Source organism: Heyndrickxia oleronia, from assembly GCF_017809215.1.
Classification (GTDB): domain Bacteria; phylum Bacillota; class Bacilli; order Bacillales; family Bacillaceae_C; genus Heyndrickxia; species Heyndrickxia oleronia.
The window spans coordinates 714,977-739,905 of record NZ_CP065424.1; the positions used below are offsets into that span (position 1 = coordinate 714,977).

The following is a 24,929-nucleotide window of genomic DNA, read 5'->3' on the forward strand; positions in this document are numbered from 1 at the left end:
AGCTTATGAAGGGGAGTGGAGTGTTGAAGGAAAAATTAGAATATGATGTCGTTGTTGTTGGAGGAGGGCCTGCTGGTATTAATGCAGCGATTGCTTCCGGTAGAATGGGAGCTAAAACACTGTTAATTGAGCGATATGGGTTTTTAGGGGGGATGTCAACAGTCGCTTTAGTTTATCCGTGGATGACGTTCCACACAAGCTCTGGAAAGCAAGTCATTAAAGGAATCGCACAAGAAATTGTTGAACGGTTGATGGCTTGTGGAGGATCACCTGGTCATTTACGAGATACCGTTGGATTTACTAATACGGTAACTCCCTATCATCCTGAAAAATATAAGATTTTAGCGTTAGAAATGCTAGAGGAAGCGAAAGTGGATGTATTGGTGCATAGCTTTGTTGATAAGGTAGAAGTAGAAGGAAATAGCATTACCTCCATTCACTTAACGACGAAATCTGGCTCGATTCATGTAACTGGAAAAAGCTTTGTTGATACATCAGGTGATGCAGATATTGCCTATCTATCGGGGGCGCCTTGTTTGAAGGGAAGAGAAAGTGATCATAAAACTCAGCCTATGACAATGAAGTTTCGAATGCGCGGAGTAGATTTAAATAAGGTAAAGCAGGTAATGAAAGAAAACCCAAGCAATTTTTATAAAAAAACGCCGATTAATGAATTAGATGAGCTTCCTTTAACAGGAGTTCAAGGCTTTTATAAGGAATGGAATGAATCAGGTGTTCCGATTAATAGAGACCAAGTATTATTCTTTGCAGGACCTGAAGAGGATGAAGTGTTAGTAAATTGCACACGTGTTCAAGGATTAGATGGTACAAATGTGTTTGATTTAACAGAAGGGGAAAAGGAAGGACGTAAACAAGTCTTAATGATGGCAGATTTTTTGAAAGAGAAAGTTCCTGGTTTTGAAAAGGCGTCAATATCTGCTGTGGGCACTCAAATTGGTATTCGAGAAACACGTAGAATAGATGGACAATACTCATTAACCATTGAGGATGTCATTGCCGGTAGGAAATATGAGGATACAATTGCTCTTAGTGGTTATCCAGTTGATATTCATGATCCTACTGGAAAAGGTGTACAGGCAAATGATATTCAAGGAGATGGAAGCTATGGTATTCCGTATCGTTGTCTCGTACCTAAAGGAATTAATAATCTACTAGTTGGTGGAAGATGTATTTCAACCACCCATGAAGCTCTGGCAACAACAAGATTATCCCCAAGCTGCATGGCAACAGGGCAAGCCGCTGGGACTGCTGCGGCCCTTTCATTAAAAGAAAGAGTTCATCCTAAAGATTTGAATATTTCTTTATTAAGAGCACGATTACGTGAGAACGGAGTAGTGTTGTGAAAAGGGGATGGGTGATCCCCTTTTTTTTGGTTGATGGATATTAGTTGGATTTAAATCAAATCAATATCCACAATTTTTTAAAAGTAATTATTGGATTGCTCCCCTTATTTTGGTTTCTCCACAGAATATATCAATCTACCACGAAACAAAGAATGGAGCGCCGGGAAAGAGTTCTTCAGTCCCCGACTCAAACACGAAACTTCGTCCAAGTGATATTTTTATGTGATTCTTTCCATGAAAATTATTTGACAAAGCTCCTATGATTGCTCACTATTATATATGGACAAATGGGGCAAAAAATTTTTGCCCCCATTTTTCTGCAAATGATAGTAGTTTAGCTTTTTGAACAATACTCGCCCTTTGTGGGATACGTGCTGGATAAGGCTCATTGTAGGCAATATATTGTCATCAGAATTGCAAAGAATGCAATGTTCATAGTTTTTTTATGAATTTTATGAGGCATTGCTGATCAATGACTTATTGAAGAGAAAATGTACGTATGTGATGAAATGAAGAAGAATGGTGTCCATTTTTGGAATATATTTTACAACATAAGACTAGCAGAAGAAAGGTAAGTTGATTATGGCGAAGATAGGACGTAATGATTTATGTACATGTGGAAGCGGGAAAAAGTATAAAAAATGCTGTGGAAAAAATAATACGGTTGTATCAATGGAACATTTAATAGAAAAAGAACTATCTGATATCCAGATGGATATTATCAAATTTGCAATGAAAAATCATCAAGAAGAGATAGATGCGAATTTGGGTAAGTACCTGAAGGAATATGATGTTCCAAAAGAGGTGAAAGAATTATATTACTTCTTTAATCTATTATGGTTTATTACTTCCGTTGAGTTAAAAGGAAAGACGATTATAGCAGAGTATATCGACGAGCATATACATACGTTTAATAGACAAAAAATAAAGGATAGTTTACAAACATGGAGAAATGTGACCCCTTCTGTATTCAAAATTCAACAACAAGTGGAAAATGACTATGTGATCGTTCGAGACATCTTTACTAATGAGATAACAAAGGTGAAGGTGCTAGAAGAAGAACATAATATAGAACCAGAAGGCATGATCCTAGGAACCATCTTAACTGCAGGAGAAGAATCGTTCTTCTTTGCGACATTTTTAGATATGCCGGCTAGTGCATCAGTAAGAATAGAAGAGGGCATCATTAATTTATATAAACGAAGTGGGAAAGCAACTCCTATTCACTTTATGTCTTCCTCATTTCTTGAGGTGCTAGATTACTTTTTATTTGGGCAAGTGGAAGTATCGATTGATGATTTAGAGTGGATAGCGCCACAGCATAAGGAAGTGGCAGTCGATTATCAAGAATATATGAAAGCATACCCACTTGGTGAAACTGCTACAGAAATGGGGATATTGCTTTGGCATAAATACTGCATGATGAAAAAACCATCCATTAAAAAGTCAGCTATTTATGAAGCAGCCTTGGTCTATCTAGTTGATAGAATTCTGTCGGTAGGGGGATCCCTCACACAAAAGAAATTAGCTGATGATTTTAATGTTTCAAGCAGTAGTATATCATCAAAATTTAAAGATCTTGAATATGTCCTTGTTGATGAAATTAAAAAATTGCATGACAAGCTTGAGCTAGATGAATTTAATTCTGGTGAAGCGGACACCATTAACGAAGTGTTAGGTTAAATAAGCATCCATAGTTCCACTAAGAAAAGAATGTTCCCTCATTGTATATACATTGTGGGGGGGCATTCTTTTTTTCTTAGTTGCTAGATATTTCTTCAAAGGACAAAAGTGCCCCTTTGGAGAACGACATAAATATTTGCTATACTTTCCTTATAAAGACGTTAAAACGTTGTTGAAAGGATTATGACAATGAAAAAAAGTGAAATAGAATATTGGATAGAAAAACTAGAATTGATTCCTCATCCAGAGGGTGGATTTTACAAGGAAACTTTTCAATCGGGGGAAAAGGTAAATATTTATGGTGAGCGAAAGCTTTATACAAGTATTTACTTTTTATTAAGATCTCAGGATGTTTCTCATTTTCACAGATTGAAATCGGATGAATTATGGTATTTCCATGCTGGAAGTCCGTTAACCATTCATATGATTCATGAAAACGGGGAATATGAGGAAGTTAAATTAGGATTGAATATTGAGAACGGCGAGGTGCCACAATTTTTAGTTCCGAAACACGCCATTTTCGGATCTTCAGTGTTGGAGAATGATACAGGTTCTTTAGTTGGATGTATGGTCTCCCCAGGATTTGATTTTCAGGATTTTGAACTTTTTACGCAGGCAGATCTTATTTCTCAATATCCTCAACATAAGGAAATAATTAAAAAGCTGGCTTATGAGAATCTTCCGGAATAAATAATTTTTTATAAAAATAGTCAAATAAAAGGGATAATCCACTTGGGAATCTCTTTATTTTTTTCCTCGCGATTTATTTAGCATTCTGGATTTGGTGGGGGTACATAGATAAAAATGGATACCGCCTGAGTCTTTTTAGAAAGGCTGTTTTCGCATGCTTTTGAAATGTCCAATTGCAGGTTTTCCAAAAAGGGATTCAGAGGTCTTTGGAGTTTGCAGCTCTATTCTAAGTGAAATGAAAGAAAGAGCGTTCTTGAACTGATAGTTATTAGTAAAAAACCTTCCTTAAATAGTAACAATGTTGGCGAAAATAGACTTTAGAATTATACGCATAAGTTGCTTAAAAAAAAAGAAGGGGCTGTCTTTTCAGACAGCCCTTTAATAGCAATGATAAAATTAATTTCTATCACCAAACAAACAATCCAACAATCATCGCACTTAGTAAAGATACGGCCATACCACTGACTAAAAGCTTCCAAACATTTTTCCCGATAATGCTTGAACTGCTTTCCCCGAAAATGGAGTTATATGTCCCATAGATCATGCCGACTGTACTAAAGTTGGCAAATGAGGTTAAGAATGTAACGGTTACGGCAACTGTATGTGGTGACATGTCTTTCAAATGGTTTTTTAAGTCCATCATGGCAACAAATTCGTTTGTTGAGATTTTTATTCCCATTAATGAGGCAACATACATGGCATCGTGACTTCCTAATCCAAGAAGGAAAGCAAATGGGCTGAAAATAATTCCGAAAATCTTTTGAATGGTTAAGCCATGAACAAAGAATCCGAGTATCCCGTTAAGACAAGTGGTTAATGCAACATATCCGATAACCATTGCTAGGATAACAATAACCATTTTAATTCCGACGAGCATACTATTTGAAATCGTAGAAAAGAAGTCCTTTTTCTCCTCTTTCGGTGGAACATAGACAATATCCTCTTCTTTGCTAACATCAACAGGGTTTAAAATACTAGCTAATAGCAGGGCATTTAAACAGTTTAATGGAATCGCTGCAAATACGTATTCAGCTGGTACCATTGTTAAGTAAGCTCCGATGATGGAACCGCTGATACTACTCATACTCATGATACCGAATGTTAGAAGTCGCTGGCTTTTTAACACCATTAGCTGCTCACGAATAACGGCTAATGCTTCTGTATTTCCTAAAAACATCATTTGAATCGAGAAGAAGCTTTCCATTTTTGGCAAACCAGAAATTTTTGAGATGACCCAGCCTACTTTATCAATGATCCAAGTCATAATTCCGAAATAAGATAAAATATCGAAGAATGTTACTATGAAAATGATTGGCATTAAAGCACTAAAGAAGAAATCAACGGTCTCGTTTGCCATCACTGATGGAAAAGCAAACGAAATTCCAGCATTTGCACATGATACTAACCAAGTAAAGAATCTAGCAATTTGATTAATAATCCATGTTCCAACAGGGGTGCTTAACATAAACCATGTAATTATGAGTTCAACAATAAACAGACTAGCAAGCGGTCGCCACTTTATTTTTCGCTTAGCTGGTGAACAAAGGAATACAAGTCCTGCAACAATTAGTACACCTAGTATATTTAATAAAAAGAACAAGTCATCAACCCCAATTAAATGTTATTTGATAAATAAAAAACCCTTATTCTTTCATACCTTCAGCCGACTGACAGAAAGCATGAAAAAATAAGAGTTTTTAAATAATTGGGATACTAAGAATTAGTTGCTCTTAAGGTAGGAGCAATTAATTAAATGTATTCATAATCTCTCATTATTCATACTTCCTTGTAGTCTAGCATTTTATCGGCTGCCAGGTAGAAACTATCAGACCATTACCACTGATATTATACAAGGATATTAATTTGTGTTTTTAAGAATAAACACATTCTAACTTAGAGTGGGTTATGAATCAATGGAAAAATGAGATGTTTTAATATTTATATTATTATTAAAAGTTAGTTATGTAATTTTGTTAATAGTTGACAAGGTTCGAATTATTGATATATTAGAATAATCTTGTATAATGGGTGTGAAATCAATGGAAAAGGAGAACGACATGAAAAAGAATATTTATTTTAATCATGATGGTGGAGTCGATGACTTAATTTCGTTATTCTTATTGTTGAAAATGGAGAATGTTAAGCTAACGGGTGTATCGGTTATTCCAGCAGATTGCTATTTGGAGCCTGCTGTGTTTGCAAGTAGAAAAATCATTGATCGCTTCGGACAGGGTGATCTGGATGTAGCCGAATCCAATTCTCGTGGGAAAAATCCTTTTCCAAAAGATTGGCGTATGCATGCATTTTATGTCGATGCTTTGCCTATTTTAAATGAATCAGGAAAAGTCGAAACTCCTGTAGCTGAGAAGCCTGCACATCTTCATATGATTGATTGCCTTCGAGCGACAGAGGGGAAAACGACTTTATTATTTACTGGGCCACTTACTGATCTTGCCCGTGCATTAGATGTAGCACCTGATATTGAGGAGAAAATTGAACGACTTGTTTGGATGGGAGGCACTTTCCGTGAAGCAGGAAATGTAGCCGAGCCTGAGCATGATGGGACTGCGGAATGGAATGTATTTTGGGATCCGGAAGCAGCTGGACGTGTATGGGAATCGAAGATAGAAATTGATTTAGTCGCCCTTGAAAGCACGAATCAAGTACCACTTACGGTTGATGTTCGGAATCGTTGGGCAGCGGAGCGTAAATACATTGGTGTCGACTTTCTTGGCCAATGCTATGCAATGGTACCACCACTTGTGCACTTTGCAACCAACTCAACCTATTATTTATGGGATGTGTTAACAACGGCATTTGTTGGCAATAGTGATCTTGTGAAGGTTAAACGGATCAACAGCATTGTTCACACAAATGGACCAAGCCAAGGCCGAACAGTTGAAACAGATGAGGGTCGTCAAGTCAATCTCGTTTACGATGTAAATCGTGATGAATTCTTTGACTATATAACAGAATTGGCTAAACAAGCGTAATTGTTCTTTACTACTTTAAAGCAGTGGGGGTCTGACCCCCACTGCTTTTATTGCTTGTCATTTCGATATTGTTTTGGAGTGAGTCCGGTGAATTTTTTGAATATCTTGATGAAGTAGCTTTGGTCGTTGAAGCTTAGCCATGCACTGATGTCGGTGATTGGGTAATTGGTTAGTGTTAGTAGCTTTTTTGCTTCGTCTATTCGTTGTTGTTGAATATATTCACTGATAGATTGGCCTACTTCTTTTTTAAAGAGAGAGGATAGATAATTTGAACTTAAGTGAGTGATCTCGGCAAGTTGATCCAATGTAATATCCTCATACAAATGGTTATAGATGTACTGTTGACAGATTGTGATGGCCGTAGAATATTTTTGTTGATTGGCTTCGCATACTCGATTAGTGAAGTCATAAATGGCCTCTTCCATCAACGTTAATATTGCGTTTATGTGTTCCAGCTCTTCTAGCTGTTGAATATAGAAATCACTTAATGTGAACGCGGTTTCTTCATTTAATCCACCTTCAATTGCTGCTCTACATACAAGGGCAATTCCAGTAATCATTAAATTCTTTTCGCTTCTTATACGGCTCCGTTTAGATAATAAGCCTAGCTCCGCTTCCCCTACAATCGAGTAATTGATGATTTCCTTTAATTGATCTTTACGACCTTTTCTTACATAGTCCAGTAGCACTCTTTCATAGGAAAGATTTGTATGAAAAATAGAATTTCGCCGACCTTTTGAGAGTTCAAGCTCGGAATTTTCAATTTGAGCATGAAAGGATGCGAGCTCCTTGTTATTTTGAATCACTAATGAAGAATCTAATGGTTGATGATAGATCATGTAATAAACTAATAAACTGAGTGAAAGAAATGCAGGTTGATCAATGATGGGTAATGATTGATAAAATTCAATCAGTTTTCTTTTATTAGGGTTGTCTTTATATGTATCCATAATAATACGAATGCTCTCATCGGATATTTCACTTTTTAAAGATGGACCAATGATAAGGGAACCTAAATATTGCTTGCTTTCCTGCAGGTGAATAATAAAAAAATTCATTTCTGCTTTCGTAAAAAAGATAGGGAACTCCTCTGGATTCTTCTGATAGGAATGGACAACTAGTAGCTCCTTCAACGGAATATAATAGGGTCCATTTCGAATGTCACTTGATAAATATTCATATTCAAATTCATGGAATGAATTAAGAAAAAACACCGAAATTTGATGGGTATCATGTAAAAGTTTGCAAATATATGGTAAATCAGTTAAGGAGTTTTTCATCTGATTTCCTCATTTCGTATGTTGTATCAAAAAAATGAAAGCGATTATATTTTTTATCTATATATTAAAAAAATACTATTTTGCGTAAAAAAGTACAATAAATCAATATGATTAAGTAATACAATTTTCTATGTAAACCAAGTCAAAAAAGATAGGGGAGAAAAAAACATGGAATTATTAAACAAAATTGCAATTATAACTGGCGCTGGAAGTGGGATTGGAAGAGCGAGTAGTCTTAAACTTGCAAATAATGGTGCAAAGGTTGTATTAGTAGATTTCAACAAGGAATCAGGGGAAGAAACATTAAAGTTGGTAAAAGAACAGGGTGGAGAAGGAATCTTTGTTCAAGCAGATGTATCTAAAAGTGAAGATGTAAAGCGTTATGTTAATGAGGCAGTTGAAACATTTGGACGTATTGATATTTTCTTCAACAATGCAGGGATCATTCAAAAGTTTGCTCCACTTACTGAAATAGAGGAATCAGAATTTGATCGTCTAGTTTCTGTTAATATAAAAGGTGTGTTTTTAGGATTGCAACATGTGATAAAAGTGATGGAAAGCCAAGGAAGCGGTTCAATCATTAATACTGCATCAACGGCTGGTATCCGCAGTGAACACAGCCTAGCAGCTTACTCTGCGACAAAACATGCGGTAGTTGGTTTAACGAAATCAGCTTCATTGGAATATGTGAAAAAGGGCATTCGTATTAATGCCATTTGCCCTGGTGGTGTTCAAACAGGTATCACAAAAAGTGTGGCAGAAATGTTTGAAACATCTGGTTATGTTCCAGAAGAAATTCCAAACATGAGAATCGGTCGTTATGCCGAACCTGAAGAATTAGCAGAAATGGTTTCCTTCCTAGCATCGGATCGTGCAAGCTATATGACAGGATCCATTGTTGTTGTCGATGGCGGCTTAACATTATAAAAAATTCGAAAGTCAAATAGATGTGAAAAGCCCTGTCCGAGATTATCTCAGCAGGGCTTTCAGTCATTTTATGAGCAGCTGTTTCAAGCAAATACAAGCTTATTTCACTCCAGTGGAACCTAGTCCACCTCTGTTTTCATTTCCTAAGTGGTCAACCTCTATTAGTTCAACAGTTGGCATTTTTTCCATGATTCTAAATTGGCAAATTCGATCGTTGAATTCAATGACAGTATCGCGTAAGGCATATGCGGGGAAAAACCATTGGTCATTATCACCTTTATAAGATTCATCAATAACTCCCATCGAATTGGTTTCAATTATCCCAAAGTTTTTGAATGTGCTTGAACGTGGGACAATATGTGCTTCATAGCCTTCAGGTATTTCCATAGCTACCCCTAGTGGAATTAATTTAAATTCATCCTTTTTCATTTCAATTGTTTGCGCTGCACGTAAATCTAACCAGTCACCTTGCACAATTTTATTAATTCTCGTTAATTTTTCATCAAAATACTTTATCTTAATTTGCATGATAGTTCTCCTTTTCTATTGAATAAAAAATAGGGTCGTCCAAAAAGCGAAGGGGTCAGACCCCCAAGACAACCCTATCTATCATTTGTTTAATAGTTATAATCTGATTCCTTCATATCTTCAACAACGGAAAGTAAATAGCCATTCCCAACTGTTGAGAAGAAATCATGATTGGTTGTACCCGTAGATAATCCATTCATGACAATCGGATTCACGTCATCCGCGGAATCTGGGAAAAGAGGTGATAAGCCTAGATTCATTAATGCTTTATTTGCATTGTATCGTAAGAACACTTTAACATCCTCTGTCCAACCAACTTCATCATATAAAGCTTCTGTATATTTCACTTCGTTTTCATATAATTGATAAAGCAATGAATAAGTCCAAGATTTGATTTCTTCTTTTTCCGTATCTGATAATTGATCAAAGCCAATCTTAAATTTATATCCAATGTATGCACCATGTGCTGATTCATCTCTAATGATCAGCTTAATGACTTCAGCAACATTAATTAATTTTGCTCTTCCTAAATAATATAATGGCGTGTAGAACCCTGAGTAGAATAAAAATGACTCTAAGAAAACACTGGCAACTTTCTTTTCAAGCGGCGTACCATTCTTATATATTTCGTCAATGATCCGTGCTTTATTTTGCAGAAGATCATTTTCTCTAGCCCATCTAAATATATCGTCAATTTCTTTTTTCGTATTCAATGTACTAAAAATAGATGAGTAGCTTCGTGCATGCTCAGATTCCATAAATTGAATATTATTTAGGACGGCGATCTCATGTTGTGTTTTTGCATCTTTTCTCAATGCATCGATTCCGTTTTCTGATTGAAGGGTATCTAGCATGGTTAATCCGCCAAATACTTTTTCCACCAAACGCTTCTCAGGGTCCGGCAATTTTGTCCAATCCGATTTATCCTTTGATACAGGCATACGAGTTGATAACCAAAATTGTTCAGTTAATTTCTCATACGTAATTTTATCTAACATATCTTCTATATTGTTCCAATTTATCGCTTCATAATAATCCCATTCTTTTGACATTCGAATCCTCCTTAAATACTGCACGATTCACAATAATTAGCTCCAACCTCGGTTCCATCATCCGTATAGGTTCTAATATAGTAAACCGACTTAATCCCTTGTTTCCAAGCATAGTTTCTTAAGATACTTAAGTCTCTAGTTGTTTTCTTAGTAGGATATTCGCTATCAATTTTCCATTCATACATTCCGTATGGGAGTTCTGATCTCAAAAATAAAGTCATACTTAAACCTTGATCAACATGTTTTTGGGCAGTGGCATAGGTGTCGATAATTTTCCTTTGATCAATATCATAGGCAGATTCATAGTAAGGAATCGTTTCATCAGATAGATAAGGTGCAGGATAATAAACCTTACCACGTTTTCCTTCTGTACGTTCCTCAATTCGTTGCGTAATTGGGTGGATGGATGCAGTCGCTTCGTTGACATATGAAATCGATCCTGTTGGTGCAACTGCGAGTCTATAGGCATTATAAAGTCCATGCTCCATGACTGACTCTTTTAATTGAAGCCAATCCTTGTGACGAGGGATAAAGATATCTTTAAATAAATCTTTAACTTTCCCATGCTTAAACTCGAATTCAGGCTCCTCTAAATACTTGTTAAAATATTCACCCGTAGCATATTTTGATTTTTCAAATTCACTAAAAACTTGTCCAGTTTCTATTGAAATATTATTGCTTTCTACTAAAGTCCAATAGTTTAATAGCATGAAATAAATATCAGTGAATTCTAATGCTTCAGGAGAACCATAATGAATTTTACTTTTTGCTAAAAACCCATGTAAATTCATAGCCCCTAAACCTACTGAATGGTACATATCATTCCCATTTTTAACAGGAGGAACAACATCAATTTTTGAATTGTCTGTTACGTAAGTTAAGGCACGGAGCATCGTTCTTACAGATTTTCCAAAGTCAGGTGACGACATTAAGTTGACGACATTCGTTGATCCTAAATTACAGCTAACATCGTTTCCTAAAATTTCATAGGTTTGATCATTATTAATCATGGAGTCTCTTTGCACTTGGAAAATTTCTGTACATAAATTGGACATGATCACTTTTCCATCAATCGGATTTGCACGATTAACTGTATCAATATTGATGATATAAGGATAGCCACTTTCATTTTGCAGATTACTAATTTCAGTCTCTAAATCCCTAGCTTTGATTTTTGATTTACGAATATTAGGATTTTCAACCATTTTGTCATATTCTTTAGTGATATCTATATAAGCGAATGGTTTGCCATAAACCTTTTCGACATCATGTGGTGAGAATAGATACATATAGTCATTGTTCTTAATTAATTCATAGAATTTATCTGGAACGATTAAACCAAGTGAGAGTGTTTTAATCCGTACTTTCTCATCCGCATTTTCTTTACGAACAGATAGGAAGTCTACAATGTCGGGATGGAAGACATTTAAATAAACGACACCCGCGCCATCTCTGGCACCACCTTGATTGGCATAGGAAAAGGCATCTTCAAACAATTTCATAACAGGTACGACCCCATCAGCCAATCCATAAACCCCTCTAATTGGATCGTTATTCGCACGAATATTGGATAAACTAATACCAACACCACCGCCTAATTTCGAAAGCTGCAATGCTGAATTAATACTTCTACCAATTGAGTTCATATCATCTGATACGGTTAATAAGAAGCATGAAACCATTTCTCCCGCTCTTTTTTTACCGATATTTAAAAAGGTAGGTGTAGCAGGTTGATATCGTTGATGAATTAATTCATCGGCAAAGTCTAATGCCAATTGTTCATTGCCATCCGCTAATGCAAGGGCATTAAATGCTAATCTATCTTCATATCTTTCTAGAAATCTTTTACCATCATTCGTTTTCATCGCATATTGTGAATAAAACTTATATGCGCCCATAAAGGTGCGAAAACGGAATTTTTTATTATAAATCTTTTTGAATAATTTTTTAACAAAATCGCGAGTATATTTTGTTAAAAAGTCTTCTTTAATGTATTCATTTTCAACTAGATAGTCTAATTTTTCATCTAATGTATAGAAGAAAACGGTATTTGGGTTAACATATTCTAAAAAGTAAGCTTTTACAGCTTCTTTATCTTTATCTAATTGAATTCTCCCGTCCTTCGGTATATTCAAAAGGTTATTTAAAGTAAAGAATGTATCCTCTTTTACTTTTTTACTTAACGCTGGCGATTCCAAATTCATTCACTTCCTTCTTAAAATTAATGATATCGTTATCGGTTCCACTAAATTCAAATGTAAAAATTAATGGTTTTCTATATTTTAATGATAGATCCTTTGCATTAAAGCAATATTTATCATCATAATTTAAACTTCCACTACCTACAAATCCTTTTAGATAGTCTTGATTATTTTTATAATCGATAAATGAACTAATAATTTCTGTAATATCGTCATCATAGGAAGGGGCAATGACGATGAAATCCTCGTTAATCTCTGATAATGGATTGGTGTAACTAAGTTCAAAAGAGTCAAAACCAGTTCTCCTTACAAAGTTTCGAACATTACCAGTTAACGAAAGATAAACAATTAGCATTAATTAGCAAGTTCCTTTAACTTATCAGGTTGAAAACCAGTAAATGGTTCTTGCCCCTCTACTACCACAACTGGCATTTGACGAAGCCCTAGTGTATTAACAACAAAATCATATGCCTTTTGATCCTCTTCCACATTAAATGTGTCAAACTCAATACCTTCCCCCTTCAAAACGACCTTCGTCATCTCACACTGAGGACAACCATTCTTTGTATACACCGTAACTTTCGACATAATCTATACCACCATTCTACATATTTTTCATATCATATTATGTAATTATAACAACTCCCCGAGACTATTTCATCAATAGGAATTTTTAAATTTTTTGGGGTCAGACCCCCACTGCTTTAAAGTGGTAAAATATCAACATGTAAAGTTAGATGATACATGGTCTACAGGGATTTTTTATTTTGTTGTGATATTAACAGTATGATTGTTTATTGATTTTTTGGAATGTTTTTGTAAATCACAATATTGAACAGTAAATGTTCATTAAGCTTGGATGATATCGTTTACAGTGTTGGAAAAATAGGAGTTATAATGAATGCGAGGGAGGAGGCGATCGGTTGAGATTGAATGAAAGAGATCAATTGATTTTAAATGAGTTGTTTAATGATCCTAGTACGACAAGCATGATCTTAGAGCAAAAATATCAATTATCCCGTAGACAACTTGGATATAGTATCGACAAAATCAATAAATATCTCTTGGATCATAATCTTCCTGTTATTGAAAGAACAAGGAAAGCACATTTTATCATTGATCGAACTATTTTTGAGAAATTTAATGTGGCGAATGAAAGTAAAAAGCAAAAAGAGGATGAGGTTCTATTCACGGAGGAACAACGTCTAAATATGATCATTTCGCTACTTATATTGTCTACGGAAGAACTGTCTTTGAATCATTTTACTTCATATTTAAAAGTTAGCAAAAATACAGTACTGAGTGATTTAAAGCTAGTACAGAAACAATTGGAGGAGGAATATGGATTAATCATTCGTTATTCGAGAAAGAGTGGATATGTAATAGAAGGGAAGGAATTTCAAATCCGAAAACTTCTTATTCATATTATTAGTATGATGTGGAATGTACATGTAGGAGAGCGCAGATTGAAAGAAATGGCAGGAGTAAATGATCAACAATTACTTAAATTTTCTAAGCGGGTAGAGAAGGTAGAAAATAAGCTAAATCTTAAATTTACCGATGAAAAAATAAAAATGATGCCTATGATCCTCATATTTATTCTAAAAAGAATAGAAAAAGGAAATATAATCGATTCATTTTCCATTAATTATGAGGAATTATCTAATACAAAGGAATATCAGGCAACAGAAGAAATTCTATACGATTATCCTAAGATACCAGAAACAGAACGTCTATTTATCACTTTACATTTGCTAACAACAAATGTCGTTTCATCAGACGATATACTAGAAGATAGGATTCCAAACTTACTCCCTGCCATTGATCGGATGCTCCGAAAATTTGAGAAAAGAGCGTGCATTTATTTCGAAGATCGAGAACAGCTTCTAGATAAATTGTTACAGCATATTAAACCTGCTTATTATCGAATCAAATATCACTTAACAGATAAAATTTACATGCAAGGTACACTTCAGGATGAGATGAAAGAAATGCATCACTTAGTCAAGCAATCAACAAAACCGCTAGAAAGTTTAATAGGAATAGAAATACCGGAGCATGAAACAATCTATATTACAATGCTTATCGGCGGTTGGATGAAGAAGCAGGGAGAGAGCATTGAACGAAAAGTTAAAGCTGTCGTTGTTTGCCCGCAAGGTATATCTGTTTCGAAGCTTATGTACAATGAAATGGTCGAATTATTTCCAGAATTTATTTTCTTAGATAATTTATCTGTAAGGGAGTTCCTAAATTATCCATTAGAATATGATGTAGTTTTCTCCCCTACATATTTAGAGACCAATAAGAAGTTGTTTGTTACAAAGGTCGTACTTGGAAAAGAAGAAAAGAATCGACTAAGAAAACAGGTGATGCTAACGGTTCATAGTTATGTTCCAACTGATATCGATGAGAACGAGCTTATGCGAATTATATCTAATTATGCAGAAATAAAAAATGAAAAGGCATTGAAAAAAGAGCTAAAGAGATATATTCATCGTGATATGAACACAACCGTAGTTAATAGTAGAAAAGCGGATCATGTCATTCAATTAAATGAATTATTAGTTCCAGAAACGATTACTTTACTTGATATAGTTGATTCATGGGAGAGCGCGATTAGGATTTGTGCCAAACCATTAGTCGAAGGAAAAAAAGTAGAACCACGATATGTAGATGCAATGATACGGAATAGTTTACAGGATTCATATATTGTCATTGGTCCTAATATAGCTATTCCTCACGCTGCCCCAGAAGATGGGGTCAATCAGGTAGGAATGAGCTTACTATGCCTAAAACAAAGTGTTCCCTATGGAAATAGTAAAATGAATCTAATAGTTGTCATTGCAACGAAGGATAAGCAAGAGCATATTCATGCTTTAATGCAATTGATGAAATTAGCAGGCTCAAGGGAAGATAGAGAACAATTAGTTAAAGCAACTTCCATTAAAGTGGTTAGTAAAATCATTGACAACTATTCGGGAGATTAAAGGGTTCTTAAGTCTATAAATGGTAATAAGTTGAATCCTGAGAAGGGAGTTAATGGGGAATGAATATGTTGTTTAAAGCTAAGGTGAGAGCAGAAAAGGATAGAGAAGTGATTAAGAGGCTAGGTAAACAATTATATGAAGAAGGCTATGTAAAGGATTCCTATATTGGAGCTGTAATAGAAAGGGAAAAAGAATTACCTACAGGGCTTAAAACCGGAAGTATTAATGTAGCAATCCCTCATACAGATATTATGCATGTGAACGAAACGTTTTTGGCTATAGCAACTCTGGAAAATCCTGTTAAATTTCGATTGATGGAAGATCCTTCACAAGAAGTGGACATAGATATTGTATTTCTCCTCGGTGTAAAGCAACCAAAGGAACAGACAAAATTATTAAGTGCATTAATGGCTATTTTTAAGGATGACCAATCTTTAGAAAAGATAAAAAATGCACAAAGTGAAGAAGATTGCAATGAAATATTAAAGCTAGTACAAATCCAATAGTTCAAAAAAATTGGGAGGAAATTGGATATGAAACAATTTAAAGTGTTATCTATTTGTGGATCAGGAACAGTCACTTCAACAATGGTTGCTGAGAAAGTAAAAGAAGAGATGGCATTAAGAGGCATTTCTCTAACGACAAATACAGGAAAACCAACGGAAGCATTAAGCCTTGCACAAACGGGTCAATATGATGTCGTTGTACACACAAGTCCACTGCCAGAAGGGGATTATGGAATCCCGAGAATTAGTTCTATTAGTTGTTTAACTGGAATTGGGGAAGAAGAGTTTTTTGATGAAGTAGAAGAAACGCTAAAATCCTTGTCTTAAAAATGAAAAAGGGGGATAAAATGCAATGTTAGAAACACTTCAATCCGTATTTAATGCATTTGGAGCAGCAATATTAGTGCCTGTTATTATCATTATTATTGCCATGATATTAAAAGTACCATTAAAAAAAGCGCTGATGGCTGGCTTAAATGCAGGCATTGGTTTACAAGGGTTCACATTAGTCATTAATTCCTTTACTCCGATTATTTCTCCAGTAATTGAAAGTATGGTGAAAAATACGGGGATTAATTTGCCTGCGTTTGATGTAGGATGGCAAGCAACATCGATAGTAGCTTATTCTACTCAGCCGGGTATGGTTTTCTTGGCAGTCGGTATCATATTACAAACTGTTCTTTTCCTTGTTAAATGGACAGACGTATTCCAACCGTCTGATCTATGGAATAACTACTCCTATGCAATCTGGGGATCGATGGTATACATCGTAACAGATAATATGCTACTAGCTTTAGGTTGTATGATTTTATTAAATATGTATAGTTTACTAAATTCAGAGGTCATTGCTAGAAGATGGTCCACATATTATGGATATCCCAATACAACGATTGTTGGTATGCATAATATTGAACCAGCGATCTTTGGTTTAGTGATGGATCCGGTCTTAAATGCTTTAGGTTTCAACAAAATTAAAATAAACCCAGAAACGCTCCAAAAGCGTCTTGGAATATTTGGTGAGCCGATCGTATTAGGATTTTTTATCGGTGCGATTATTGGTCTAATCGGTAATATTTCTTCATTAGATACTGTTTCAGCCTGGGGGTCAACTTTAACTGTTGCAATTGCTACTGCTGCTGTAATGGCAATTTTTCCAAAGATTGCGGGGATTTTTTCAAATGCATTTACACCTATTACCGATGCAGCTAGGAAATCTACAGCTAAAAGAGAAAAAGGATCCGGTCGTGAATGGTTTTTAGGGATTAATGATGCTGCTGGATTTGGTGAGCCTGCTACATTAACTGCTGGACTGATCCTAATTCCTATAATGGTCTTAATGGCCTTCATATTACCAGGGAATAAAGTAATTCCTGTTATTGACTTGGTTGCATTGCCATTTATGGTGCAAGGACTGGTTGCTTTAACGAACGGTAATATGGCTAAAGTGATTGTAAATGGGATCATATGGTTTAGTATTGGGCTGTATATTTGTACAGAAACAGCTCAGTTATTTACAGATATAGCAGTCGATATAGGGATTTCTTTACCGGCAGGTGCCCTTTTAATCACAAGTTTTAATATATTATCTAAACCATTGGCATCACTTGTATTCTTTGCATTTCTAAGTGGTAGCCCGCTTTGGATCTCGTTAGTTATCATTGTTTACTTAGTGCTATGGTTTTTATTTCGAAAGAACAAAAAATCCTTCTACGATTATCTTGATCGACAGGCAGCAAAAAACGATCCTGAACCAGCAAATGGGCAAGTTGCTTAAAACTGAGATAAATTATTACTAAAAAAAGATGAATTGAAATTACTTAAGAAAAAGAGGCGTAAAGTGATGGAAGGTAAAATGAAGGCAGCTGTATTGCATTCACTTGGAAATATTAAAAAAGAAATAGTCGATATTCCTCAAATTAATGAAGAGGAAGTACTTATTAAAGTTAAATATGCAGGAATCTGTGGGTCAGACGTTCCCCGTTCGATGATTAGTGGAGCTCGCATATATCCTCTTATATTAGGTCATGAATTTTCTGGAGAAGTGGTTGAAGTTGGAGGAAACGTAAGCGATATACACCCAAGGGATCGTGTAGTTGTTGCACCGTTAGTATCTTGCGGTGAATGTTTATATTGTAAAGCTGGAGATTATGGTTTATGTGATCATTACAATATTATTGGTACGGGAAGCAATGGTGCCTTTGCAGAATATGTGAAAGCTCCAAAGAATCATGTATTAAAAATTGATGATCGTTTAGATTTTGAAACTGCTGCAGGCATTGAACCCGCGACTATCGGTTACCATGGTTTACAAAAGGCGAATATTCAACCTGGTGAAACAGTTGTGGTAATGGGTTGTGGTTCAATTGGACAATTAACCTTACAGTGGGCAAAAATTTTCGGTGCATCTACTGTAATCGCGGTAGATATTTTTGATGACAAGTTGGAGTTGGCTAAAGAGCTCGGTGCCGATATTACGATTAATTCAAAAAATGAAGATCCAGTAGAAAAAATAAAGAAATTAACAAATGGTGGGGCAGATGTAGTTGCTGAAACAGCAGGGAATGTATTTACACAACAGCAATCCATACTAGCAGCTAAGAAAAAAGGACGTGTCGTTTTTATAGGGATTACACATAAAGGTTTGGAATTAAAAGAAGAAACTATGGACCATATTATGCGTGGTGAAATAACCATTCAAGGGTCTTGGAATTCTTATATGCCACCATATCCAGGGATTGCCTGGAAAGCCACACTAGATTATATGACCAAAGGGGATATTCGATTTAAAAGAATGATTTCTCACAAGATTAAAATAGAAGAAGTTGGTGAGTATTTAAAGGGGATGGCTGAGAGAACTTTATCATTTAATAAAGTACTAGTTTCTCTTGAAGATTATGAAAATTTAGATAATAAAAGAAAGGTAATGGAGTGATGGCTATGCTAGAAAAACTAAAAGCTGAGGTCCTCGAGGCAAACCTTAGCTTACCTAAATATAATTTAGTAACATTTACGTGGGGAAATGTTAGTGGTATCGATAGAGATAGTGGGTTAGTAGTTATTAAACCGAGCGGAGTAGAATACGAGAAATTAAAGCTTGAGGATTTAGTAGTCGTAGATTTAGAGGGAAATATTGTAGAAGGTCAGTTAAGACCCTCTTCAGACACAAAAACACACTTAGTGTTATACAAGCATTTCTCTGATATTGGTGGGATTGTTCATACGCATTCTACATGGGCGACGATATGGTCACAAGCAAAAAAAGATCTTCCTGCATTAGGAACAACACATGCGGATACTTTTTATGGGACGGTTCCATGTACAAGAAACTTAAGAAAAGATGAAATAGAGTCTGATTATGAGCTGGAAACTGGAAATTTAATTGTAGAGACCTTTAAAGAAAGAAATATAGATCCTAACGCAGTACCAGCCTCCTTAGTCGATAGTCATGGTCCATTTACATGGGGGAAAAGTCCAAGAAAAGCGCTTGAGAATGCAGTTGTTTTAGAGGAGGTTTGTAAGCTGGCATCAAATACATTTCAATTAAATATGGATATCTCCTCAATAGATCAGAATCTACTGGATAAACATTATTTAAGAAAGCATGGAAAAGATGCCTATTACGGACAAAACCATTTATTAATCAATAATTGATATGACATTGAAGTGATTTCGAAGGTAATATATATGGCCTTTTTCTATTGTAAATTTAAAAAAGGCCATTTTTTTCTATAGATTAGGGGTATTACTAAATTCGAATAGGCGGTGGTAAAGTGGCAAAGGTCATCGTTGTTGGGGACCCACTAGTAAGTAGTAATCTATTAGAGAAAGCCGCACTGCAATTAAAAATAACGGGTCCAATTGAGGTTAAAAAGTTTGAGTGGTATTACGATATATCTAAGAAAGAGTTCCAAAGGATTATTAAAAAAATTGAAATGGTTGGGCCGGAATATATGGACATCCCAAATGGCATCTTAGAAGAGTTGGAAACTGCGAACTATTTACTTGTTCATTATGCCCCTATATCGAGGAAAATGATTGAACACGCTCAACATTTAAAAGTAATCGGAACCTGTCGGGGTGGAACGGAGCATGTGAATATGACTGTGTGTCAAGAACATGGAATCCCTGTTATATATGTCATTCGTAATGCAGAAGCTGTCGCAGATTTTACGATTGGATTAATGTATGCAGAGACAAGAAACATTTCACGGGCACACCAGTTTATGATGAATGGTCAATGGAAAAAAGCATTTCCAAATGATCCCTATAAAACGACATTAAGTCACTTGAAAGTAGGGATATGTGGGTTTGGTCATATTGGCAAACTAGTAATAAAACGTTTAAATGCTTTGGGGGTTGACGTGTTACTCTATAGCAGTAGGGAGAACAAAGATGACTTGAATAAGAATGGGTTAAGCGTTGAAATGGTTGATTTGGAAACACTGTTCACCGAATCGGATATCGTCTCCTTACATGCACGTGTAACAAAGGAAAATAGGAATATGATTGATAAGAGCTTAATTAGTCGGATGAAGCCAAGTAGCTATCTAATTAACACGGCAAGACCTGAATTATTGGACAAAGAAGACCTAATAGATGCTCTTAGAAACCACCGTATAGCAGGAGCAGCTATAGATGTTTTTTGGGAAGAACCACTGGATCCCAATGATGAATTACTAAAGCTTGATAATATAACCTTAACCCCTCACATTGCTGGTGATACAGTTGATGCAATCCTTGGATCACCCAATTTATTAAGAGATGCATTGAATGAATATTTCAGAGGGGGTCTGACCCCCACTGCTTTAAAGTGGTAAAGTCATGTATGATTCAACCATTTGTTTCTTTTTTATAAAACGAGTGTTTGATGTAGAATAAGGGGAGGGAGGGGATATGATGAAGTTAGTTGCCATTGATTTGGATGGAACATTATTATCGGATGATGGGACGATTAGTTCTGCAAATGTAGAGGCTATACATCGAGCGCAAGAACAAGGGAATATGATTACGATTTGCTCAGGACGTTCTCTCCATGATACACAAGAGATTCTTCAAAGGGCTGGAATAACTTGTCCAATAATTACCGGAAATGGAGCGATCGCTTATAATGGTCAGGAGCTTTTGCATAAATATATTATTCCTGTACAGGTAATTATGGAGCTTATTCCGATGCTTGAATCGGAAGGCTATTATTTTGAGTTATATACAAATCAGGGGATTCATCTGCTTAATAAAGGAAAAGCACAGCTGGATGAAGAAATTCAAAGAATGATAGAAAAGGACGCTGGCTTTCCGGTTGAATGGGCAAAGAGGGAAAGAGATATACAATTTGAACAATATGGATTGCAGTATGTAAATGATTATAAGAATATAGATGTGGCTGGGTTAGACATTTATAAGATCTTTGTTCTGTCTTTTGATAGAGAGAAGCTTGACCACCTTGAGTCACTTTTAACTGGGAGAACAGATCTATCGATTACATCATCAGGACAAACTAAGCTTGAAATTGCCCAAGCCGAGGTGAGTAAAGGGAATGCGCTAACGAATATGTCTAAGCACTTACAAATTCCTATACAGGATACTGTGGCGATCGGAGATAATTTAAATGATCTTTCAATGTTTCAAGTCGCAGGGATAAGTATTGCGATGGGCAATGCACCAGAAGTAGTGAAACAGAAAAGTACATATACGACAAAAAGATATAATGAAGATGGGGTAGCTCATGCTTTACAGAGCTATGTCATAAACGGTTGATTGTATCTCATTTTCATCAAAAATAAACCGGAGCAATAGGCTCCGGTTTATTTATTTGAATTTATGAAAACAAGAAGACGCTGTTTTTTGAATGACTTCATTTAAGGCTTCGATATTCGCTTTTCCTTGAGTCTGTAACCATTCCATTGCTTTTTCAGCGCCTGAATTTGAAAATACTTGTACCCCATCCTTCCAGGTTGCTCGTCCACAAAGGACACCATTAAACTGTGATCCCGCTTCATGGGCGAAAACTAATGTCTCCTGGAATCGTTCGGCACTTACTCCAGCGCTAAGGAAAATAAAAGGTAAATCTGTTGCTTCACTTTGTTCTTTAAAGTATTGGAGGGCTTCCTCTCTCGTATAAAGCACTTCGGATCCATACCCTTCCACATAGTCCATATTTACAGGAATCTCAACCTTTAATACGTCTACATGATAGTTTGGTTTCGAGAATTCGACCATCATATCATTTACCTTATGTGGTTTGACTTTTGCATACTCTTTACTCTTCACATCAGCTATCTTACTATCATAGGAGACAAGCTCCAAAAAGAAGGGGATATCTTCCGCCATACATTCGGAACCTATCCGTTCCACAAATGCATGCTTTTGGTCATTGATTTCTTTTGATTCATCAATATCATAATAAAGTAAGAATTTTACAGCGTCAGCGCCTTCTGCTTTAATACGTTGAGCTGACCAAATGGGTAAAAGGTCTGGAAATCGCCCAGGCTGTGAAGTATCATAGCCCGTTTTTTCATAGGCAATGAGTAGTCCAGAATTTGCTGCCCGTTTTTTTGCTGCTGGTAACCCATACTCAGGATCTAATAAGATAGATGATGCATAAGGTGTAAGCACTTCAGAAACAAGACCTTTAAATTCTTCAATCGCTTCCTGCGATGCATTTTCCCCCATCATTTTTTTTAATGCTCCCCGTTGATCAATCGCTAAAGCACTGATCACTCCTTGTTCATTGGCTAGATTTTCTAGGGCTTTTCTTTTCTTTTCGCTGATTTCTCTCATGGTTTGTTCTCCCCTTATTGTATGTTTTCGATAAACAGTTGATAGATCTCTTTAGAACTGTTGGCATGCTGTAATTGGTCGATGAATTCTTGGTGAATGAGAAGCTTTGAGACTTCTGATAAATAACGTAAATGATCATTTGCTTTTCCTTTTGGAATAAACATGGCAATTACGATATTTGTCGGTTGTCCGTCAAGAGCTTTCCAATCTACGCCTTGATTTAATTTTAAAATGACAATGCTTGCTTTATTGATGCTTTCTAGCTCCGTATGTGGAATAGCAATTCCTTGCTCCATACCGGTTGTACTTAGTTTTTCTCTTTCCACAAATCCCTTGATCACACTGGTCTCATCATTGCTGATATGATGATCATTAGAAATTTTCGCTAGTTTTTGAAACACCTCATCTTGAGTTGCTGCATCGACATTACAGAAAATATTTTCGATATCTAGTACTGAGTCTAAGCTTGTTGACTGATTCACTACTGATGGCAGTGGAGTAGAGAGTTTCTCTGAATCAGCTTCTTGTTCTTTAGCAACGGTCCGTTTCTGATCCATGCTCATTAGGAATCCACTTACTACCGCACCAATTAAAATAGCGACCACCCATAGGATAGCGTGGGTAACAATTGGTAATACGATAAATCCACCATGTGGTGCAGGAACTTGAACTTTAAAAAGATAAGTTAAAATGGCTGCGATAGAAGATCCGAGCATAAGTATTGGTATGACTTTTAATGGCTTTTTCGCTGCAAAAGGAATTGCTCCCTCTGTAATATGAGTGGATCCAAGTAAAAAGTTGACATAGCCTGCACTGCGATCGCTTGCGGAATAAGCTTTCCCACCAAATAAGACGGCGAAACCAGTAGCAAGAGGTGGTGCAATACATGCAGCCGAGACACCAGCCATAAAGAAATAATTTCCTTGAGCCAGTAAGGCTGTCCCTGTAACATAGGCTGCCTTATTAACGGGTCCGCCCATATCAAAGGCACTCATACAACCAACGATTAAACCTAGTAAAATAGGACTTGAATCTTGAACACTGCTTAGGAAAGACATCATGCCTTGATTGATGGACTCCATTGGTGCTGATAGGAACCACATGGCAAATCCGGCAATAAAAATTCCTAATACAGGGAAAAGGAAAATCGCTTTTAAACCATCAAGCTGCTTAGGTAATCCTTTACATACATAAGCTAGACCAACCATGATGTATCCAGTGAGGAAACCTCCGACAATTCCTCCGAGGAAGCCAGTACCATTCATGTAAGCAATCATCCCGACGATAAATCCAATGATTAATCCTGGCCTTTTCGCAATCGATTCTGCAATATAAGCACATAGAACAGGCACCATCAAATTCATGGAAATGCCGCCAATTGTTTTTAAGTAATAGGCAAATTGATTATATTCAGGACTATCTGGCTCGGCTGAATGAATCCCAAACATAAAGGAAATTGCTACCATCACACCGCCAGCAACAACGAGCGGAAGCATATGGGAGACACCGTTCATAAGAGAAACATAGATGCTATGCCATATGGATGTCTTTTGACCACTGCTATGCTCCGATTGCTGTTGGGCTCTAGCTTGACCGTCCTTATACTTTGGAACATTTCCTGATAAAATTTCATCAATCAATTGATCAGGCTCTTTAATTCCTTTGCTAACTGAAACATTGATCAAAGGCTTTCCGATAAAACGGTCCGCATTTACATCCTTATCAGCTGCTATGATCACGCCATCAGCAGCATCGATTTCAGCTTCTGTTAATGCATTCCTAATTCCTTCCTGACCATGTGTTTCAACCTTGATTGATATGCCACGTTTTTTTGCTGCTGCTTCTAATGCCTCTTGTGCCATGTAAGTGTGTGCAATTCCGGTAGGGCATCCGGTTGCAGCGATAATTGTATAGGTCTTCATTTAAATGCCTCCTTTTCTA

At 36.1% G+C, this 24,929-nt stretch carries 22 protein-coding genes and 1 riboswitch; of the genes, 13 read left to right on the forward strand and 9 right to left on the reverse strand.

Going from position 1 to position 24,929, the window contains the following annotated elements:
- Positions 1 to 5: 5 nt before the first annotated feature.
- From I5818_RS03720 to I5818_RS03730, 3 genes are all read left to right on the forward strand, one after another.
- Positions 6 to 1,364, forward strand: coding sequence for an FAD-dependent oxidoreductase (locus tag I5818_RS03720; protein ID WP_078109626.1), 1,359 nt, complete (start codon positions 6 to 8; stop codon positions 1,362 to 1,364).
- Positions 1,365 to 1,946: 582 nt separating this feature from the next.
- Positions 1,947 to 3,047: an SEC-C metal-binding domain-containing protein gene (locus I5818_RS03725; protein WP_078109625.1), complete on the forward strand. Its 1,101-nt coding sequence runs from the start codon at positions 1,947 to 1,949 to the stop codon at positions 3,045 to 3,047.
- Between the two features lie 189 nt (positions 3,048 to 3,236).
- Positions 3,237 to 3,737: a cupin domain-containing protein gene (locus I5818_RS03730; protein ID WP_078109624.1), complete on the forward strand. Its 501-nt coding sequence runs from the start codon at positions 3,237 to 3,239 to the stop codon at positions 3,735 to 3,737.
- A gap of 406 nt (positions 3,738 to 4,143) precedes the next feature.
- On the opposite strand, the gene I5818_RS03735 is transcribed toward I5818_RS03730, so the two are convergent.
- Positions 4,144 to 5,337, reverse strand: coding sequence for a nucleoside transporter C-terminal domain-containing protein (locus I5818_RS03735; protein WP_078109623.1), 1,194 nt, complete (start codon positions 5,335 to 5,337; stop codon positions 4,144 to 4,146).
- 169 nt (positions 5,338 to 5,506) lie between these two features.
- A riboswitch (purine riboswitch) is annotated at positions 5,507 to 5,610 on the reverse strand.
- 184 nt (positions 5,611 to 5,794) lie between these two features.
- On the opposite strand from I5818_RS03735, the gene I5818_RS03740 reads away from it, so the two are divergent.
- Positions 5,795 to 6,730 (forward strand): nucleoside hydrolase, encoded by a 936-nt coding sequence (locus I5818_RS03740; RefSeq protein WP_078109622.1) that lies wholly within the window; start codon positions 5,795 to 5,797, stop codon positions 6,728 to 6,730.
- Positions 6,731 to 6,777: 47 nt separating this feature from the next.
- Here I5818_RS03740 and I5818_RS03745 read toward each other — a convergent pair whose 3' ends face one another.
- Complete coding sequence (locus I5818_RS03745) at positions 6,778 to 8,010, reverse strand: helix-turn-helix domain-containing protein (protein ID WP_078109621.1); 1,233 nt, start codon at positions 8,008 to 8,010, stop codon at positions 6,778 to 6,780.
- Between the two features lie 168 nt (positions 8,011 to 8,178).
- On the opposite strand from I5818_RS03745, the gene I5818_RS03750 reads away from it, so the two are divergent.
- A complete protein-coding gene (locus tag I5818_RS03750) occupies positions 8,179 to 8,937 on the forward strand; it encodes an SDR family NAD(P)-dependent oxidoreductase (protein ID WP_071974743.1) in 759 nt (252 codons plus the stop codon).
- Between the two features lie 99 nt (positions 8,938 to 9,036).
- Here I5818_RS03750 and I5818_RS03755 read toward each other — a convergent pair whose 3' ends face one another.
- From I5818_RS03755 to I5818_RS03775, 5 genes are all read right to left on the reverse strand, one after another.
- Complete coding sequence (locus tag I5818_RS03755) at positions 9,037 to 9,465, reverse strand: dUTP diphosphatase (protein ID WP_078109620.1); 429 nt, start codon at positions 9,463 to 9,465, stop codon at positions 9,037 to 9,039.
- A gap of 89 nt (positions 9,466 to 9,554) precedes the next feature.
- Entirely contained in the window at positions 9,555 to 10,517 is a 963-nt protein-coding gene (gene nrdF / locus I5818_RS03760; RefSeq protein ID WP_078109619.1) for a class 1b ribonucleoside-diphosphate reductase subunit beta, read from the reverse strand.
- A gap of 11 nt (positions 10,518 to 10,528) precedes the next feature.
- A complete protein-coding gene (nrdE, locus tag I5818_RS03765) occupies positions 10,529 to 12,721 on the reverse strand; it encodes a class 1b ribonucleoside-diphosphate reductase subunit alpha (protein ID WP_078109618.1) in 2,193 nt (730 codons plus the stop codon).
- On the reverse strand, positions 12,693 to 13,073 hold the full coding sequence (gene nrdI, locus I5818_RS03770) for a class Ib ribonucleoside-diphosphate reductase assembly flavoprotein NrdI (RefSeq protein WP_078109617.1): 381 nt from the start codon (positions 13,071 to 13,073) through the stop codon (positions 12,693 to 12,695). The genes nrdE and nrdI overlap by 29 nt, the downstream gene beginning before the upstream one ends.
- Positions 13,073 to 13,306, reverse strand: coding sequence for a glutaredoxin domain-containing protein (locus I5818_RS03775; protein ID WP_058004634.1), 234 nt, complete (start codon positions 13,304 to 13,306; stop codon positions 13,073 to 13,075). Before I5818_RS03775 ends, nrdI begins: the two co-directional genes overlap by 1 nt.
- A gap of 335 nt (positions 13,307 to 13,641) precedes the next feature.
- Between I5818_RS03775 and I5818_RS03780 the strand changes: the two genes are divergently transcribed.
- The 8 genes from I5818_RS03780 (at position 13,642) to I5818_RS03815 (ending at position 21,965) form a co-directional block, all read left to right on the forward strand.
- Entirely contained in the window at positions 13,642 to 15,705 is a 2,064-nt protein-coding gene (locus I5818_RS03780) for a BglG family transcription antiterminator (RefSeq protein ID WP_078109616.1), read from the forward strand.
- A 59-nt stretch (positions 15,706 to 15,764) separates the two neighbouring features.
- Complete coding sequence (locus tag I5818_RS03785; protein ID WP_078109615.1) at positions 15,765 to 16,211, forward strand: PTS sugar transporter subunit IIA; 447 nt, start codon at positions 15,765 to 15,767, stop codon at positions 16,209 to 16,211.
- Between the two features lie 27 nt (positions 16,212 to 16,238).
- A complete protein-coding gene (locus I5818_RS03790; RefSeq protein ID WP_078109614.1) occupies positions 16,239 to 16,538 on the forward strand; it encodes a PTS sugar transporter subunit IIB in 300 nt (99 codons plus the stop codon).
- A 25-nt stretch (positions 16,539 to 16,563) separates the two neighbouring features.
- Entirely contained in the window at positions 16,564 to 17,985 is a 1,422-nt protein-coding gene (locus tag I5818_RS03795) for a PTS galactitol transporter subunit IIC (protein ID WP_078109613.1), read from the forward strand.
- Between the two features lie 66 nt (positions 17,986 to 18,051).
- The gene (locus I5818_RS03800) at positions 18,052 to 19,143 is read left to right on the forward strand and encodes a galactitol-1-phosphate 5-dehydrogenase (protein WP_078109612.1); all 1,092 of its coding nucleotides are present in this window, start codon (positions 18,052 to 18,054) and stop codon (positions 19,141 to 19,143) included.
- A gap of 5 nt (positions 19,144 to 19,148) precedes the next feature.
- Entirely contained in the window at positions 19,149 to 19,862 is a 714-nt protein-coding gene (locus tag I5818_RS03805; protein WP_078109648.1) for an L-ribulose-5-phosphate 4-epimerase, read from the forward strand.
- Positions 19,863 to 19,981: 119 nt separating this feature from the next.
- Entirely contained in the window at positions 19,982 to 21,028 is a 1,047-nt protein-coding gene (locus tag I5818_RS03810) for a 2-hydroxyacid dehydrogenase (RefSeq protein ID WP_078109611.1), read from the forward strand.
- Positions 21,029 to 21,104: 76 nt separating this feature from the next.
- A complete protein-coding gene (locus I5818_RS03815; protein WP_235849568.1) occupies positions 21,105 to 21,965 on the forward strand; it encodes a Cof-type HAD-IIB family hydrolase in 861 nt (286 codons plus the stop codon).
- A gap of 51 nt (positions 21,966 to 22,016) precedes the next feature.
- Here I5818_RS03815 and lacD read toward each other — a convergent pair whose 3' ends face one another.
- Positions 22,017 to 22,988 (reverse strand): tagatose-bisphosphate aldolase, encoded by a 972-nt coding sequence (gene lacD / locus I5818_RS03820; protein WP_078109610.1) that lies wholly within the window; start codon positions 22,986 to 22,988, stop codon positions 22,017 to 22,019.
- A 14-nt stretch (positions 22,989 to 23,002) separates the two neighbouring features.
- Positions 23,003 to 24,910, reverse strand: coding sequence for a fructose-specific PTS transporter subunit EIIC (locus I5818_RS03825; RefSeq protein ID WP_078109609.1), 1,908 nt, complete (start codon positions 24,908 to 24,910; stop codon positions 23,003 to 23,005).
- Positions 24,911 to 24,929 lie beyond the last annotated feature (19 nt).

Bases quoted from the DNA above. Each gene is read 5' to 3' on its own strand.
- I5818_RS03720 (WP_078109626.1), top strand. From the start codon at position 6: ATGAAGGGGAGTGGAGTGTTGAAGGAAAAATTAGAATATGATGTCGTT.
- I5818_RS03725 (WP_078109625.1), top strand. From the start codon at position 1,947: ATGGCGAAGATAGGACGTAATGATTTATGTACATGTGGAAGCGGGAAA.
- I5818_RS03730 (WP_078109624.1), top strand. From the start codon at position 3,237: ATGAAAAAAAGTGAAATAGAATATTGGATAGAAAAACTAGAATTGATT.
- I5818_RS03740 (WP_078109622.1), top strand. From the start codon at position 5,795: ATGAAAAAGAATATTTATTTTAATCATGATGGTGGAGTCGATGACTTA.
- I5818_RS03745 (WP_078109621.1), bottom strand. From the start codon at position 8,010: ATGAAAAACTCCTTAACTGATTTACCATATATTTGCAAACTTTTACAT.
- I5818_RS03750 (WP_071974743.1), top strand. From the start codon at position 8,179: ATGGAATTATTAAACAAAATTGCAATTATAACTGGCGCTGGAAGTGGG.
- I5818_RS03755 (WP_078109620.1), bottom strand. From the start codon at position 9,465: ATGCAAATTAAGATAAAGTATTTTGATGAAAAATTAACGAGAATTAAT.
- nrdF (WP_078109619.1), bottom strand. From the start codon at position 10,517: ATGTCAAAAGAATGGGATTATTATGAAGCGATAAATTGGAACAATATA.
- nrdE (WP_078109618.1), bottom strand. From the start codon at position 12,721: ATGAATTTGGAATCGCCAGCGTTAAGTAAAAAAGTAAAAGAGGATACA.
- nrdI (WP_078109617.1), bottom strand. From the start codon at position 13,073: ATGCTAATTGTTTATCTTTCGTTAACTGGTAATGTTCGAAACTTTGTA.
- I5818_RS03775 (WP_058004634.1), bottom strand. From the start codon at position 13,306: ATGTCGAAAGTTACGGTGTATACAAAGAATGGTTGTCCTCAGTGTGAG.
- I5818_RS03785 (WP_078109615.1), top strand. From the start codon at position 15,765: ATGAATATGTTGTTTAAAGCTAAGGTGAGAGCAGAAAAGGATAGAGAA.
- I5818_RS03790 (WP_078109614.1), top strand. From the start codon at position 16,239: ATGAAACAATTTAAAGTGTTATCTATTTGTGGATCAGGAACAGTCACT.
- I5818_RS03795 (WP_078109613.1), top strand. From the start codon at position 16,564: ATGTTAGAAACACTTCAATCCGTATTTAATGCATTTGGAGCAGCAATA.
- I5818_RS03800 (WP_078109612.1), top strand. From the start codon at position 18,052: ATGGAAGGTAAAATGAAGGCAGCTGTATTGCATTCACTTGGAAATATT.
- I5818_RS03805 (WP_078109648.1), top strand. From the start codon at position 19,149: ATGCTAGAAAAACTAAAAGCTGAGGTCCTCGAGGCAAACCTTAGCTTA.
- I5818_RS03815 (WP_235849568.1), top strand. From the start codon at position 21,105: ATGATGAAGTTAGTTGCCATTGATTTGGATGGAACATTATTATCGGAT.
- lacD (WP_078109610.1), bottom strand. From the start codon at position 22,988: ATGAGAGAAATCAGCGAAAAGAAAAGAAAAGCCCTAGAAAATCTAGCC.
- I5818_RS03825 (WP_078109609.1), bottom strand. From the start codon at position 24,910: ATGAAGACCTATACAATTATCGCTGCAACCGGATGCCCTACCGGAATT.